The organism is Tunturiibacter psychrotolerans (assembly GCF_051013365.1).
Lineage (GTDB): Bacteria > Acidobacteriota > Terriglobia > Terriglobales > Acidobacteriaceae > Edaphobacter > Edaphobacter psychrotolerans_A.
Genome location: NZ_CP132941.1, coordinates 3,766,105 through 3,780,439, shown reverse-complemented (window position 1 = coordinate 3,780,439; position 14,335 = coordinate 3,766,105). Strand labels below are relative to the sequence as shown.

13 protein-coding genes and 1 pseudogene are annotated in these 14,335 nt (G+C 59.7%); 6 read left to right on the top strand and 8 right to left on the bottom strand.

Translation table 11 applies throughout. The features are described 5' to 3' along the window. Position 1 precedes the first annotated feature (1 nt). Both RBB76_RS15805 and fbp read right to left on the bottom strand, forming a co-directional pair. Positions 2-265: a hypothetical protein gene (locus RBB76_RS15805; protein ID WP_429629848.1), complete on the bottom strand. Its 264-nt coding sequence runs from the start codon at positions 263-265 to the stop codon at positions 2-4. Further along, complete coding sequence (gene fbp / locus RBB76_RS15800) at positions 262-1,278, bottom strand: class 1 fructose-bisphosphatase (protein WP_429629849.1); 1,017 nt, start codon at positions 1,276-1,278, stop codon at positions 262-264. The genes RBB76_RS15805 and fbp overlap by 4 nt, the downstream gene beginning before the upstream one ends. Positions 1,279-1,346: 68 nt before the next feature. Between fbp and RBB76_RS15795 the strand changes: the two genes are divergently transcribed. After that, positions 1,347-2,651: a M24 family metallopeptidase gene (locus tag RBB76_RS15795; RefSeq protein ID WP_429629850.1), complete on the top strand. Its 1,305-nt coding sequence runs from the start codon at positions 1,347-1,349 to the stop codon at positions 2,649-2,651. Positions 2,652-2,674: 23 nt separating this feature from the next. On the opposite strand, the gene RBB76_RS15790 is transcribed toward RBB76_RS15795, so the two are convergent. Then, positions 2,675-3,268, bottom strand: a complete 594-nt coding sequence (locus RBB76_RS15790; RefSeq protein WP_429629851.1) for a TetR/AcrR family transcriptional regulator — start codon at positions 3,266-3,268, stop codon at positions 2,675-2,677. 130 nt (positions 3,269-3,398) lie between these two features. Between RBB76_RS15790 and RBB76_RS15785 the strand changes: the two genes are divergently transcribed. Beyond that, positions 3,399-4,172 (top strand): SDR family oxidoreductase, encoded by a 774-nt coding sequence (locus RBB76_RS15785; protein WP_429629852.1) that lies wholly within the window; start codon positions 3,399-3,401, stop codon positions 4,170-4,172. Between the two features lie 63 nt (positions 4,173-4,235). On the opposite strand, the gene RBB76_RS15780 is transcribed toward RBB76_RS15785, so the two are convergent. The 3 genes from RBB76_RS15780 to RBB76_RS15770 all read right to left on the bottom strand — a co-directional run bounded on the left by RBB76_RS15780 (position 4,236) and on the right by RBB76_RS15770 (position 8,631). Next, entirely contained in the window at positions 4,236-6,149 is a 1,914-nt protein-coding gene (locus RBB76_RS15780) for a CocE/NonD family hydrolase (protein WP_429629853.1), read from the bottom strand. Positions 6,150-6,264: 115 nt separating this feature from the next. Then, positions 6,265-6,696, bottom strand: a complete 432-nt coding sequence (locus RBB76_RS15775) for a hypothetical protein (RefSeq protein WP_429629854.1) — start codon at positions 6,694-6,696, stop codon at positions 6,265-6,267. Positions 6,697-6,744: 48 nt separating this feature from the next. Continuing rightward, entirely contained in the window at positions 6,745-8,631 is a 1,887-nt protein-coding gene (locus RBB76_RS15770; protein WP_429629855.1) for a M14 family metallopeptidase, read from the bottom strand. A 113-nt stretch (positions 8,632-8,744) separates the two neighbouring features. Here RBB76_RS15770 and RBB76_RS15765 point away from each other — a divergent pair. Both RBB76_RS15765 and RBB76_RS15760 read left to right on the top strand, forming a co-directional pair. Further along, positions 8,745-8,897, top strand: a pseudogene (locus tag RBB76_RS15765) (methyltransferase); the annotation flags it as partial. 163 nt (positions 8,898-9,060) lie between these two features. Then, entirely contained in the window at positions 9,061-9,414 is a 354-nt protein-coding gene (locus RBB76_RS15760; protein ID WP_429629856.1) for an O-methyltransferase, read from the top strand. Positions 9,415-9,446: 32 nt separating this feature from the next. On the opposite strand, the gene ispF is transcribed toward RBB76_RS15760, so the two are convergent. Then, on the bottom strand, positions 9,447-10,058 hold the full coding sequence (ispF, locus tag RBB76_RS15755; RefSeq protein WP_429629857.1) for a 2-C-methyl-D-erythritol 2,4-cyclodiphosphate synthase: 612 nt from the start codon (positions 10,056-10,058) through the stop codon (positions 9,447-9,449). Positions 10,059-10,114: 56 nt separating this feature from the next. After that, positions 10,115-10,831: a 2-C-methyl-D-erythritol 4-phosphate cytidylyltransferase gene (gene ispD / locus RBB76_RS15750; RefSeq protein ID WP_429629858.1), complete on the bottom strand. Its 717-nt coding sequence runs from the start codon at positions 10,829-10,831 to the stop codon at positions 10,115-10,117. A 99-nt stretch (positions 10,832-10,930) separates the two neighbouring features. On the opposite strand from ispD, the gene tilS reads away from it, so the two are divergent. Further along, entirely contained in the window at positions 10,931-11,989 is a 1,059-nt protein-coding gene (gene tilS / locus RBB76_RS15745; RefSeq protein ID WP_429629859.1) for a tRNA lysidine(34) synthetase TilS, read from the top strand. Positions 11,990-12,348: 359 nt separating this feature from the next. Continuing rightward, positions 12,349-14,271 (top strand): ATP-dependent zinc metalloprotease FtsH, encoded by a 1,923-nt coding sequence (gene ftsH, locus RBB76_RS15740; RefSeq protein WP_429629860.1) that lies wholly within the window; start codon positions 12,349-12,351, stop codon positions 14,269-14,271. Positions 14,272-14,335: the final 64 nt, after the last annotated feature.

Here is a 14,335-nt window from a genome sequence, read left to right as displayed (position 1 = left end):
ATCAATCGACCGACTCACCCACTCGCCCCGTCACCGTCGTACCCGCGGCCAGTGGCTTCTCCACTAAATGCCACACTTCACCCGCCTCCATCACCACTTCAAGCACTGGCACCACCAACTTAGCCCCACTGCGAGCTACCGCCTCCAGCACACCCACATCGCCGGCCCCAAACTCCGTCCTATCCAGCGCCATCTGCCATCGCTGCCGCCCCGCCACACGCGACTCCTCGCGAATGTCAATCACCTCTGCAACGAAGAATTTCACTTCCCCCCCGCCGGACTCACCGCCGCCACCAGCGCCTCCATCTCGCGCTTGCTCCCTACACAAAACGGCGTCCGCTGATGAATCCCCTCGGGCTTAATATCCAGGATCCTCCCAGCGCCACTGGTCGCCATCCCGCCCGCCTGCTCCGCGATAAACGCCAGCGGATTCGCCTCGTACAACAACCGCAGCTTGCCCTTCGGCTGCTTCAACGTTGGCGGATACAAAAACACTCCCCCCTTCAGCAGCGTCCGGTGAAAGTCCGCCACCAGGCTCCCGATATAGCGCGAGCTGTACTCCTTCTGCAATCCCCCTGTCCGCAGCATCTCCACATACCCGCGATACTCCTCCGGCCACCCCGCCGCATTCGCCTCGTTCACCGAGTAGTAGCTTCCCTGCTCTGGCATCTGCATCTTCTCGTTGCTCAACACAAACGCCCCAATCGTCGGATCGAGCGTAAACCCGTGCACTCCATTGCCGGTCGTATACACCAGCACCGTCGAAGGCCCATACACCACATACCCCGCCGCCACCTGCCGAAACCCCGGCTGCAAAATCGACTCCTCCAACGTCCCCAACTCCGCCGGCATCCTCCGCAGCACGCTGAAGATCGTTCCCACATTCACATTCACATCAATGTTGCTCGACCCATCCAGCGGATCGAACACGATAATGTACTTCCCGGTTTCGGCATCGCGATTGAACGTCACGGGCTGCTCATCCTCTTCACTCACCAGCGCAGCAACGCTATCCCTCAATCCCAAGCAATGCAGTAGCGCCTGATTCGCATACACATCCAGCTTTTGCTGCTGCTCCCCCTGCACATTCTCCGCGCCAAACGCGCCCAGCACATCGCTCAATCCCGCCGAGCGAATCTTCGCCTCGACCATCTTCGCAGCCAGCGTAATTCCACTCAGCAACCAGCTGAACGTCCCCGACGCCTCCCGCCCCGTCGCCTTCAGAGCAGCTTGCTGCTGCTGCAAAATGTGCTGCTGCACCGTCGTAATCATCGCCATCGATCAAATATCCTCACCACTAATCTTAGTTCACGCCCCGTCAACTCCCCCGTACACTATTCCCACCCATGCCCACACGCCGCCGCTTTCTCCTAGCCTCTGCCGCCGCCGCAGCCACTCCAACCCTTGCGCTCGCCGCCCAATCCTCCCAACCAGAAAAGCTACCACCTGCCATCGCAGCCCTCTCCAACCGCCGCGCCGAAGCCACCCCAATCACCCTCGCCGAGCGGGAGCAGCGCCTCGACCGCGCCCGCGCCCTCATGCACCAGAACAAGATCGACGCCATCGTCATCACCACCGGCACGTCCCTCACCTACTTCACCGGCCTACGCTGGGGTCAGTCCGAGCGCTTCTTCGCATGGACCCTTCCCGCCACCGGCGCACCTTTCGTCGTCTGCCCCGTCTTCGAAGAGGGCCGCGTACGCGAGCGCATGGAGGCCAAACCCGCCACCCTCCCCTCCGCCTCCACCACCCGCGTCTACACCTGGAACGAAGACGAAGACCCCTACCAGCTCCTCGCCAAAGCTCTCAAGGAATCCGGCCTCGCCACTGGAAAGATCGGCATCGAAGAGCGCACCCAATTCGTCTTCGCCGACGGCATCGCTCACGCCAGCCCCACTCTCACCACCACCAGCGCTACACCCATCACCTACGGCTGCCGCAGCATCAAAACCCCCGCCGAACTAGCCCTTATGCAGCTCGCCAACAACATCACCCTCTCTGTCTACAAAGCCTGCTACGAATCCGCACAACCCGGCATGACCAACCGCCAGTTCTCGCAACTCGTCGACACCGCTTACACCCGTTGCGGCGTCAGCGGCGACGCCAGCTGCCAGGTTGGCGAGTACTCCGCGCTCCCCCACGGCTCCCTTCAACCGCAGATCATCCGCGAAGGAGAGATCATCCTCATCGACGACGGCTGCACCGTCGAAGGCTATCAATCCGACATCTCCCGCACCTTCGTCCTCGGCGACCCCACCATCCCCAAACTCGACAAAGCCCGCAAGGTCTTCGACATCGTTCTCAAAGCCCAATCCGCCGCCCTCGCCGCCGCACGCCCCGGCGTCCAATGCCAGGCCATCGACGCCGCCGCTCGCGACCTCATCACCGCCGCCGGCTACGGCCCCGACTACAAACACTTCACCCACCGCGTCGGCCACGGCATCGGCATGGATGGCCACGAATGGCCCTACCTCGTTCGCGGCAACACCACCCCGCTCGCACCCGGCATGTGCTTCTCCGACGAACCAGGCATCTACCTCCCCGGCGAATTCGGCGTCCGCCTCGAAGATGACTGGCACCTAACCGAAGAAGGCGGCAAGTTGTTCACCCCACAAAGCCCATCCCTAGAACACCCCTTCGCCAAAGCCTGATCTCCAAAGCGACGCGAAAGCGGTCACACCAACCCCTTTCGCGCCTCTTTCAGGATCTCTTCCGCAAAAGCATCATCATCCACCGCCCGAGCCAGAACCATCGCACCAACCATCGACGACAGCGCCCGAATCGCATCCCCCCGCGCCGTTTTCTTCGAGCTCCACGGAAAGTGCAATGCCATCTTCTCCACCACCGCCTTCAGCCGCGCCGTGAATGGTCCTCGCACATGCGGCTCCTGCCGCACTTCTGCTGCAAGAGCAGCCATCGTGCATCCCGCACCGCACGCATCGCGATGAGCCACACTCAGATACTTCTTCACATACTCAGCCCAGCCTCTCGCAGAACCCTCCGTCGCGTCCAGTCCATCAAGCGTCGTCTGCATGCCGCGCAGCACGCTATCGGCCATCAATGCTTCTTTCGAATCGAAGTGGTTATAAAAAGGCCCATGCGTCAAACCCGTCGCCTTCATAATCTCGCTCACGCTCACGCCTGAAAATCCCCGCTCGCGAAATAGACGCGCCGCTTCATTCAAAATCCTCTCGTGCTTCTCCGCCGTCTCGGCCGCCGGATATCTCATCACATAAACCTCCAAATCCTCGCTCTTGACATTATTCATGATAAGCATCATGCTTACAAGTACAACATGCATGACAATCATCATGCATAGAAATATCAGCTCTGAGTCGCCACCAACTCAAACGACTCGTACTCAAAGTCAATGATCCCGAAGTAAGGAGAAGGAACCAATGAAACTCGCAGGAAAGAAAGCTCTCATCACAGGCGGTAACAGCGGCATCGGCCTCGCCACCGCTCAGCTCTTCATCAAGGAAGGCGCAGAAGTCGCCATCACAGGCCGAGACCAGAAGACCCTCGACGAAGCCGTCAAGCTGCTTGGCCCTAAAGCCAAAGCCTACCGCGCCGACGTTACCGACTCAGCCGCCCGCAAAGATCTCTTCGCCAGCATCGCGAAAGACTTCGGCCATCTCGACATCGTGTTCGCCAACGCAGGAATCGCCGGGCAGACCAAAACCGGCAGCACCGACGAAGCCGTCTTTGAAAACATTATTCGCATCAATCTCACCGGAGCCTTCTTCACCGTAGAAGCCGCCGTCCCCCTGCTCAACGATGGCGCCTCCATCATCTTCAACGGCTCCGTCATCGGCACTCTTGGCCAGCCCGGCTACGCCGCTTATGCCGCCAGCAAAGCTGGCCTGCGCGGCATGGCACGCTCCATCGCCGGTGACCTCGCCTCACGAAACATTCGCGTCAACGTCGTCGCCCCTGGGGCAACGGAAACCCCCATCTGGAGCCGCAACGAACGTTCCACCGAAGAGAGCGCGGAACTCGCAAAACGCATCTCCTCCACCATTCCCCTGGGCCGCTTCGGCAAAGTAGAAGAGCTCGCTAAAGCAATCCTCTTTCTCGCCTCCGACGACTCCTCCTACGTCAACGCTGTCGAGTTCTTCGTAGACGGCGGATCAGTAGGCACACCCTTCGGCGGACCAGCCTTCCGCGGCTAAACACCACGGGCGATCGCGAAGAACTCTCACGATCGCCCGTCAGCTTCATCGTTTCCTCTCAAATCAGTGCTGCGGCACCACCAGCACCTCAACGCCACTCGCCGCGCCAGCATTCCGATAAACGCTCTCGGTCGCCTTCACAAACTGCGCCGGCTTCGCAAACGGTATATCCACGAAAGTCTGCGGATTCCGATCGATCAACGGAAACCATGAGCTCTGCACCTGCACCATAATCCGGTGCCCCGCGCGGAAAGTGTGGTTAACATCCGGCATCTCCGAGTTCACCTCGACCATCTTCCCTGGCGTCAGCGCCGTAGGCTTCTCCCAGCTATCGCGAAACTTCGCGCGCATCGGCTCGCCCCGCACCAGCTGCTCATATCCACCCATCAAGACCGGAGCCGCTCCTAACACTCGCTTGCCAACGGCATCGGCAGGCGGATCGGGATAATCATTCGGATAGACATCGATCAGCTTCACCACAAAATCCGCATCCGTCCCGGTAGAAGCCACCTTCAACTTAGGTCGCACCGGCCCGGCAATCGTCACATCTTCAGTCAGCGGATCGGTCTCGTAGGTCAACACATCAGGCCTCCGCGAAGCGAACCGCTGATCGTCGTCCATATATCGTTGCGGCACGGTATCCGTTGTGTACCCCACAAACGGCACCGGATGCGCCGGATCACTCACATACTCATCCACCCCAGCGCTCTCCGTAGGAGCATCGAAGCTCAGCTTGCCACCATCATGAAAGTAAAGTGTCTTTGCAGCCGCCGACTTAGGTGGCCATGCATCATATTTCTTCCAGACATTGCTGCCCGTCTCAAACACATAAGCCTTCGGCAACACCCCGCCGTCATGCCCCTTCAGATAGTGTTCAAAAAACGGAAACTGAATCTGCTCCCTGAAAAACAGCGACGTCTTCGAATTGAAAGTCACATCCCCCAGCCGGTCACCGTCTGCCCGGGCCCAACCACCATGCGTCCAGGGTCCAACCACCAGCGTATTCACTGCCCCCGGATTGAACTCATCGATCGCATGAAACGTTTTGAACGGTCCCGAAAGATCCTCTGCGTCAAACCAACCGCCGACGGTCATCACCGCCGCATGAACATTCTTCATATGCACCGACAGATTGCGCTTCTTCCAGTAGTCGTCATACGTCGTATGCACAAGTTGGTCGTGAAATAAAAAGTTCGTCCCATCGAACCTCTTATCCAGATTCTCTGTTGGTCCCGCCTTCAAATAAAACTTGTAACTATCCGGCCCGCTGGGCTCCGAATACTCTCCCTTATCCGGCAACGTCGGATTCTTCTGCGGCTTGAAGAAAATATAGAACCCATAGTTGGCCGACAACATAAACGCGCCGCCATGGTACGCATCGTCGTTGAAGAACAGATCCGTCATCGGAGCCTGTGGGCTCGCCGCCTTGATCGCCGGGTGCGAATCGATAATGCTCGCCGACGTATAGAACCCCGGATAGCTGATCCCCGTAATCCCAACCTTGCCGTTGTTATTCTCCACATGCTTCAGCAGAAACTCGACCGTGTCGTACATATCCGTCGACTCATCTACGTCTTTGTTCGACTTCTTATCGTCGATATGCGAATTCATCTCCTGAAACACGCCTTCGCTCTCAAACCGTCCGCGCGCATCTCCACAGACGAAGATATAGCCCGACTCCAGAAGGTCCTCGCTCGGCCCCAGACGCTTCGGCATCTGATCTTCGCCATACGGCGCGCAGCTGTACGGCGTCCGCGTCATCAAAAACGGATACGGCCCCGGATCCTTGAACGCGCCAGCCAGTGGCGTATACACCGACACGAACAACTTCACCCCATCCCGCATCGGAATCCGGTATTCAAACTTTGCATAGTGTGACTTAATGAACTCCTCTTGACTCGACGCTGGAGCAGCCTGCCCAAGCATTCCTCGACCAACCGCCAACAGACAAAGCACCAGCACGATCTTGATTCTCATCAATCCCTCAAAAGAAAAAACAGAATAGAAAAAGTCTATAGTGACAACGCGACTTCTGACATACGATATTTCACGCCAGCCGCGTGGCCACCCAGGAGAAGCCTTGTCATTTCGGTCAAGGCATTCGATTGGCCGCCGACAGCGCCTCAAATGCAGTTCCCGAAGCGATCGTCGCAGCCGCACCGCTATCGGCCGACTTCCCTGCAGCAACCGCCGCCGTCTTGCGAAAGATTGTTGTCTCGGCCTCCGACTTGAACCATCGCGCCCCGCCGAAACCCACAATAATCGCGGTGCTCAGCTCAGACAACCTCAGCGCAACCGGCGGTGACGGCGTCATGTTCCCCGTCAGAGAAGATGTCTGCGTCGCAAGCCACGCACCAACGGCCGCAACCAACCCAACGATCACGACACCCATGTATCCAGGGCGAAAGATACCCTGTTCGATCGTCGGCAGGTGAAGCCCGGAGTCGCCGATGAACACATTCACGAAGCCGCCCACCGCTCCGCACACCGCAATAATCACAAGATCGATCACAAGATCGTGCATCGCTCACCTCGTTCCTGAAGGCCACCATCTTAGAACATCAACCAGCAATCACCGCGCCACCGGCACTCCCTCAAGACTCAGCAAACGCCCCACCGGATATTGCCCGACCCGGTTCGCTGCGAACCACTGCGTCCTGTCATAAAAAAACTCCAGCCTCGCATAAGCATTCCCCGCAAACGCCGGATCGCTCGCCACCTTCTTTTCAAACTCCGCCTTCAACTTCGGATCCTTCGCCATCATCTCTCGCGCCAGCGACTCCAACACATACGCCTCGCCGTACTCCTTCTGCTCAAAGATCGAATCGAAGAATCCCCACTGCAGCGCAGAGTCAGGCGCCGCCGGCTCCAGCCACTCCAGCGCCACCTTCGACAGCCTCTGATTCAGCCGCACCACCGCCGACCCCGCCGGAAAATTCATCTTCTCCCGCACCACCACGCAGCTCCCATACTTCCCCGGATCGTGCGACGCCTCACCATTAAATGTCGGATGCCGCCCCTCAAACGGAGGCTCCTGCCACGCCATCCCCGCACACTGGTACGTCTCTACATCCCCAGTCCACGCTGCCGTCGTGCGCTCCATCTCCACCTGGTGCGCAGCCAGCACATCAATCACCTTCGTCCACTGCACCGGAATAATGTAAGCAGCCGGCACCTTCGCATCCGCCGTCACCTTGAAGCCCTTTTGAAACGGCAGCGAAACATTCCACGGCTCATGCGAATACTCCACCCGCATCGCGCCTGAAACCGCACTCAACTCCCGCGTGTACTTGTAACCGCGAAACAAAAACGGTGTTGTCTCCCCACCCCAACCCAGCGCCAGCGGATACCGCACATTACCCAACGGATGAGCCCCCAGATCCTCCGCCTCTTTATCCGCCGCGGCATTCAACGCGATCACCTTATCCGCGTCGCGATTCATCAACTCCATCAGCCCCGCAAGAATCTCGTAGTTCCCCGTCACCCGAGTCTTGTAATCCTTCAACATATGTAACTCGACCAGCATTCCCGGCCGTCCTTCCAAAACCACATACCCTGTCGAAAACCGCGGCGGATCATCATTGAAACCCAGCCCATCCGCCGGATCTTTGTCATTCACCAGATTGATGTACGTCGGCGAAGCCAGATGCCCATGCGCATCCACGTACTTCTCCAGCGTTGGCGTCGCAACTTCATCCACCCACTTCGCCGTGCCGTTCGGCACATTCGGCCCATCGTCGATCGTGAACGTAACGTCGTACTGATAATCCGCCCCATCCGTCACATGGTCATCTACAAAAAAATCCGGCAGCCAGCGATGAAACATCGCCATGAACGCCCGCGTCTCTGGCGTATCCGCCTTCAGATAGTCGCGGTTCAAATTCAGGTTCGTTCCATTTCCCCGCCAACCCATCTCCGCCGGTCCATCCTGATTGATCCGGTTGTACGCACTCCTCCGCTCATGCCCATCCGCGTTGTAGATCGGAATAAACACAAACACCGCACGTTCCAACAAGCCAGCCTTCGTCTTCGCGATCACCATATCGCGCAACAGCGCAAGACAAGCATCCTTCCCGTCCATCTCCCCTGCATGAATCGAGTTCTGCACCAGAACGATCGGCCTCTTCGCCGCATGAATCGCCGCCGGATCGAACACCCCATCGCGCGAAACCACAACCACATCAAGCTCTCGCCCCTCGCCCGTCTTCCCAAACGGCTCGATCCGCACCTGCCCCGGCGCGGCCGCTTGCACGCGCTTCAAATAAGCCATCGTCTCCGCATAGTCCGGCGTCGTCGCATAGCAGGTCTTCTCCGCCGGCGTCAGCCACTCTGCATCGCCACCAGGAGAACAACTCGCAACCTTGCTAGCCCGTGGCTGCAAACTCGCATCGCTCACCGTTTGCCCCTTCGCCGCTCCACTCAAAACCAAAGCCGCCATCAAACCCAAACCGATTCGCATCCTGACTCCTCGTACTAACAACTCTCTACGAACACGCTAGCATCTCCACGAACCCAAGCCGACCTCAAAACGCAATTTGCCCACACAGCCACTCGCCCTTATCCTCACACCATATGAATCAGGATCTCTGGACCTCCGTCGAACGCTACCTCACAGACACTCTCGTTCATCCCGATCTAGCGCTCAACGAGGCAGTCGCGGCCAACACACACACCGGGCTTCCCGCCATCGACGTAGCCCCCAACGAGGGCAAACTCCTTCATCTGCTGGCGCGCATTCAGGGAGCGAGGCGAATTCTCGAAATCGGAACCCTCGGCGGATACGATCCAAAACACGCCAAAGTCGCCGCCGAAAACATCGAGCGCGCCGGCCTATCCGAGTTCGAGTGTGATGAGACGGCCGTAGGGCGGCAGAGCGCGGGCCAGCCAGATGGTGCTGTCACTCGTAGAGATCAGGGTCGGCAGCGCACTCGAATCCCTCGCCCGCCTCCACGCCGACATGACCGACCCCTTCGACCTCATCTTCCTCGACGCCGACAAGCCCAACAACCCCAACTATCTCGAATGGGCACTCAAACTCTCACGACCCGGCACCCTCATCATCGGAGACAACGTCATCCGCGAGGGCGCAATCCTCGACGCCGCCAGTACCGACGCCAGCGTCACCGGAACCCGAACTTTTCTCGAGCGCCTCGGCAACCATCCACGCCTCGACGCAACCGCGCTCCAGACCGTCGGCAGCAAAGGCTACGATGGATTCGCCCTCGCCATCGTCAAAAGCTAAGCGCGAGGTTTCTCTCAAACGGAAGAGCGCCGCTACGTCAGATCATCCGTATCGAACGGAGTTACCTTTCGCCCCAGCGCCGAAACGCTTCGCGTCTCACCCACCAGCGTCTTCACCACCACATCGATCTCATCCTCAGCCGTAGCAGCCATCACACCCACAGACTCCGGAATCCCCAGGCTCTCCAGCAGCACCGTCGCATGCGCTACTGCGACATGGTCCTGGTCCAATCCCTCCGGCGTCTTCGCCTTGATCCCCACCTCACCCGGCTTCACGCCCAGCAGCGTAGCCACGCTCTCCCGCAACTCCCCGGCAATCGGCACGATCTTCGGCTTCGCCATCACCAGCACCGTATCGATGTTCACAATCTTGTATCCCGCCGTCGCCACTTCTTCCAGGGCCGTTTGCAAAAACACGCTCGACGCAGCCCCCTTCCACCGCGGATCACTCGGCGGAAAGAACGTCCCGATATCCCCCGCGCTCACAGCACCCAGCAACGCGTCTGTAATCGCATGCAGCAACACATCTCCATCCGAGTGGCCAGCCAGCCCCTCTGGATGCTCAATCGCAAGCCCGCCAATCACCAGCGGCACACCTGCCTTGAACGCGTGCGAGTCATATCCGTAACCAATCCTCATGCCCATAAGCTATCTTCCCACGTTCTGCGAACTCGAGCGCCATCGCACCCAGCTGCAGATTCTCAAGCCTTCACCAACCCCAGATAAAACTCCGCCAGTTCAATATCCCCCGGCTGCGTAATCTTGAAGTTTCTCGCCGCGCCCTGCACCACGGCCACCTCAACTCCAGCCCGCTCCAGCAGACTCGCCTCATCGGTGCCCGAAAACCCATCCACCTCGGCCTCCGCAAACGCCGCCCGCAACAATCCGAACCGCGCACCCTGCGGCGTCTGCGCCTGCACAATGCGCTCCCTCGGAATCGTCGCCGTCACGATCGCCCCATCCGCCGTCCGCTCCACCTGCTTAATCGTATCCACCGCCGGCAACCCCACAATCGCCGCGCCATGCTTCACCACAGCATCGATCGTCCGTTCAATCGTCGCCGGGTCGATCAACGGCCTCACCGCATCATGCACCAGCACCACATCGTCCGCATCACAGTCCAGCGCAGCCAGTGCATTCGCCACAGAATGCTGCCGGTTATCCCCGCCCTCCACCATGTGCACGCGCGGCCCCAGCTTGTACTCCTCCATCTGCGCCTCTACCCGCTCGCGCTCATGCGCCCGCACCGCCAGGCAAACCGCATCCACTCTCGGCACCGCAAGAAACGCCCGCACCGACCGCACCAGCACCGGCACCCCTCCAATCTCAAGAAACTGTTTCGGCGCCGCCGTCGACGCACCACCCGCGGCCATCCGCGTCCCAATCCCTGCTGCCGGAAGAATCACAAATACTCGCATAACCTGCGAAGTATACAAGATGCTCGCAAACCTCTACGTGTTGTGGCCCACCCGCAACCACATCTCTGCTCGAAGTTTTCGACGGTAAGATGAAGTCGAATGACTGCCAAGCCCACCCTGCCTTTCGACCGCACACAAATCCAACCCGGCGACCGTCTTTCCGTAGCCATCTCCGGAGGCGCAGACTCCGTGGCCCTCCTCCTCACCCTCCACGCCGCACGCGAGTCCCTCGGCATCGGCCTCTCCGCCGCCCACGTCCACCACGGCCTACGCGGCGAAGAAGCCGACGCCGACCAGCGCTTCGTCGAAGACCTCTGCATCGCCCACGACATCCCCCTACATCTCCACCAAACCAGCGTCCCGCAACGCGTCTCCGAAACCCGAGCCGCTGGTGATCCCGAGACCATCGAAGAAGCCGCCCGCAATCTCCGCTACGACTTCTTCACCACCCTCCTCGCCTCCGGCCACGCCGACACCATCCTCACCGCCCACACCCTCGACGACCAAGCCGAAACCGTCCTCATGAAGCTCCTACGCGGAGCCTGGACCGAGGGCCTAAGCGCGATCCACCCAGTTATCGTTCAACAAAAAGGAAAGATCCTCCGCCCCTTCCTCAACACCCGCCGCGCCGACATCGAAGCCTACCTTACCCAACTCAACCAACCCTGGCGCACCGACTCCACCAACACCGACACCGCCTACACCCGCAACAAAATCCGCCACGAGCTCCTCCCCCAGCTCCGCACCTACAACCCAAACCTCGACCAAACCCTCGCCAACATGGCGGAGCTGGCCCGCGAAGAAGAGTCCCGCTGGCAATCAGAACTAACCCGCATCCTCCCCCAACTCCTCCTCCCCGGCAAACCCGTCCGAGGCGGTGGCCGAGCCGTCAGCACCACGCCAGGCCAATCCGCCGTCTCCATCGAACTCGACCGTCTCCGCACCCTCGACCCCGCCCTCCGCCGCCGAGTCCTCCGCGCCGCGGCCCGCCAACTCGGCGCCCGCCTCACCTTCGACGAAACCTCCCGCCTTCTGGCCCTCTGCGGTTCCCGCCCCGACCCGACCGTAGCCGCCCGCACCGGAACGGTCCTCCACCTGCCCAGCGGCCTGCGCGCCGACCGCTCCCCCCGCGAACTTCGCCTCTATCGCGACAAATAACTCCCCTCAAATCATCACCAACAAGCAAAGCACGCAATCCGCTCTCCACCCCATCCTCCCCGCTGACAAAATTCCACCAACCCAGCACGAACACCCCCAAACCACCCCAACCCCCATCACCCTAAAGTCACATCATTATTTCCCGCATCAAACCCCCGAATCGTTCCGTCAAGAGTAGAATCTAAATACTTGACCGAGGCAGGGTTTTTGCTGACAATCAGGAATATCCCACCAGCACAGAACCTTCCCTCAAAGCCGCCGTCTAACCGTTGTACGTCTTCGCTTGCGAAGACTCTGTCTGACAAGTGCCAGTCGATTTCGAGGCAGCTGCAGACTAGAAAAAAAATGAGGAAATTCGCTTGAACTCGACCGTCAAACAAATTCTGATCTGGGTCTTCATGATCACCTGCCTCGTGTTCCTATGGCAGGTTGTCGTCAAAACAACCGGCGGCACTCAGGAAAAGAACATCAGCCTCACCACCCTCCTCAACGATGCCGACCAGGGCAAGATCCAGGACGTCATCGTCAACGGTGCTGAGGTCACTGGACACTACCGCGACGACGCGAAGAATCTCTTCCACACCACCATCCCGGGCAACTACCCCGACATGTACAAGACGCTCCGCGATCACGGCGTCAACATCACCATCAAAGATCAGAGCCCCAACCAGTGGCTCAGCCTCCTGATCTCCATCGCGCCCTTCGCCCTTCTCCTGGGCCTCTGGTTCTTCCTCCTCCGCCAGATGCAGTCCGGCGGAAACAAGGCCATGAGCTTCGGCAAGTCGCGCGCTCGTCTGCTCTCCATGCAGCAGAAGAAAATCACCTTCAAGGATGTCGCAGGCGTCGATGAAGCCAAGGAAGAACTCAAGGAGATCATCGAGTTCCTCCGCGAAGCGCAGAAGTTCCAGCGCCTCGGCGGCCGCATCCCCAAGGGCGTTCTCCTCGTCGGACCTCCCGGCACAGGCAAGACCCTCCTCGCCCGCGCAGTAGCCGGCGAAGCCAACGTTCCCTTTTTCTCCATCTCCGGTTCTGACTTCGTGGAGATGTTCGTAGGCGTCGGCGCATCCCGCGTCCGCGACCTCTTCGAGCAGGGCAAGAAGAACGCCCCCTGCATCATCTTCATCGACGAGATCGACGCAGTAGGCCGTCACCGTGGCGCAGGCCTCGGCGGCGGACACGACGAGCGCGAGCAAACCCTCAACCAACTCCTCGTCGAGATGGACGGCTTCGAGTCCAACGACGGTGTCATTCTCGTCGCTGCGACCAACCGTCCCGACGTTCTCGATCCCGCTCTCCTCCGCCCCGGCCGCTTCGATCGTCGCGTCATCGTCGACCGTCCCGACATCCGTGGCCGCGAAGAAGTTCTCAAGGTCCACTCCAAGAAAGTCCCCATGGCCGAAGATGTGAACCTCAACATCCTCGCTCGCGGAACCCCGGGCTTCTCCGGCGCTGACCTAGCCAACATGGTCAACGAGGCTGCCCTCACCGCCGCCCGCTACAACAGAAAGTCAGTCCACATGTATGACTTCGAAGTAGCAAAGGACAAGGTCATGATGGGTGCCGAGCGCAAGTCCATGCTCCTCACCGACGAAGAGAAGCGCGTCACCGCCTATCACGAGGCCGGTCACACGCTCGTCTCCGCATTGCGCGAGCACTCTGACCCGCTCCACAAGGTCACCATCATCCCGCGCGGCATGGCTCTCGGCGTTACCGTCTACCTTCCCGAGGAAGACCAGCACACCGTCACCAAAGATTATCTCGAAACCCGCATGGCCACCCTCATGGGCGGACGTTGCGCAGAAGAGATCTTCCTCAAGCAGATGACCACCGGTGCCGGCAACGACATCGAGCGCGCCACCGAACTGGCCCGCAAGATGGTCTGCGAGTTCGGTATGTCCAAGATGGGTCCCATGACCTATGGCAAGAAGGAGCAGGAGGTCTTCCTTGGACGGGAGATCGGCCAGCACCGCGACTTCTCCGACGACACCGCCAAGCAGATCGACGCCGAGGTTCGCAGCTTCGTGGACGCCGGCTACAAATCGGCTTACACCATCCTCGAGTCGAACCAGGACATCATGCACCGCATGGCAGCAGCCCTGTTGGAGCGTGAGACCCTGGATGCCGCCGAGATCAAGCTGATCATCGAGGGCAAGGAGCTTCCCGCAGCCAAGTCCGCGCTCTCCGGCGTAGACCCAGGCAACGGTGGCGAAACCCAGAAGATCCTCAAGCCGGAAGGCGGACGCAAGCCCGGCTTCGGCGAAGGCCAACCAAGCCCCGCCTAACACGCATCAGCAACTAAACGGAAACAAAAATGGCAGCCGCTAAAGGCTGCCATTTCCTTTTCCG

What these genes read in the sequence shown, in the direction of transcription:
- tilS (WP_429629859.1), top strand. Translation starts at nt 10,931, where the DNA reads ATGACTGCCAAGCCCACCCTGCCTTTCGACCGCACACAAATCCAACCC.
- RBB76_RS15780 (WP_429629853.1), bottom strand. Translation starts at nt 6,149, where the DNA reads ATGAGAATCAAGATCGTGCTGGTGCTTTGTCTGTTGGCGGTTGGTCGA.
- RBB76_RS15785 (WP_429629852.1), top strand. Translation starts at nt 3,399, where the DNA reads ATGAAACTCGCAGGAAAGAAAGCTCTCATCACAGGCGGTAACAGCGGC.
- RBB76_RS15790 (WP_429629851.1), bottom strand. Translation starts at nt 3,268, where the DNA reads ATGAATAATGTCAAGAGCGAGGATTTGGAGGTTTATGTGATGAGATAT.
- RBB76_RS15775 (WP_429629854.1), bottom strand. Translation starts at nt 6,696, where the DNA reads ATGCACGATCTTGTGATCGATCTTGTGATTATTGCGGTGTGCGGAGCG.
- RBB76_RS15795 (WP_429629850.1), top strand. Translation starts at nt 1,347, where the DNA reads ATGCCCACACGCCGCCGCTTTCTCCTAGCCTCTGCCGCCGCCGCAGCC.
- RBB76_RS15770 (WP_429629855.1), bottom strand. Translation starts at nt 8,631, where the DNA reads ATGCGAATCGGTTTGGGTTTGATGGCGGCTTTGGTTTTGAGTGGAGCG.
- RBB76_RS15760 (WP_429629856.1), top strand. Translation starts at nt 9,061, where the DNA reads ATGGTGCTGTCACTCGTAGAGATCAGGGTCGGCAGCGCACTCGAATCC.
- ispF (WP_429629857.1), bottom strand. Translation starts at nt 10,058, where the DNA reads ATGGGCATGAGGATTGGTTACGGATATGACTCGCACGCGTTCAAGGCA.
- ispD (WP_429629858.1), bottom strand. Translation starts at nt 10,831, where the DNA reads ATGCGAGTATTTGTGATTCTTCCGGCAGCAGGGATTGGGACGCGGATG.
- fbp (WP_429629849.1), bottom strand. Translation starts at nt 1,278, where the DNA reads ATGGCGATGATTACGACGGTGCAGCAGCACATTTTGCAGCAGCAGCAA.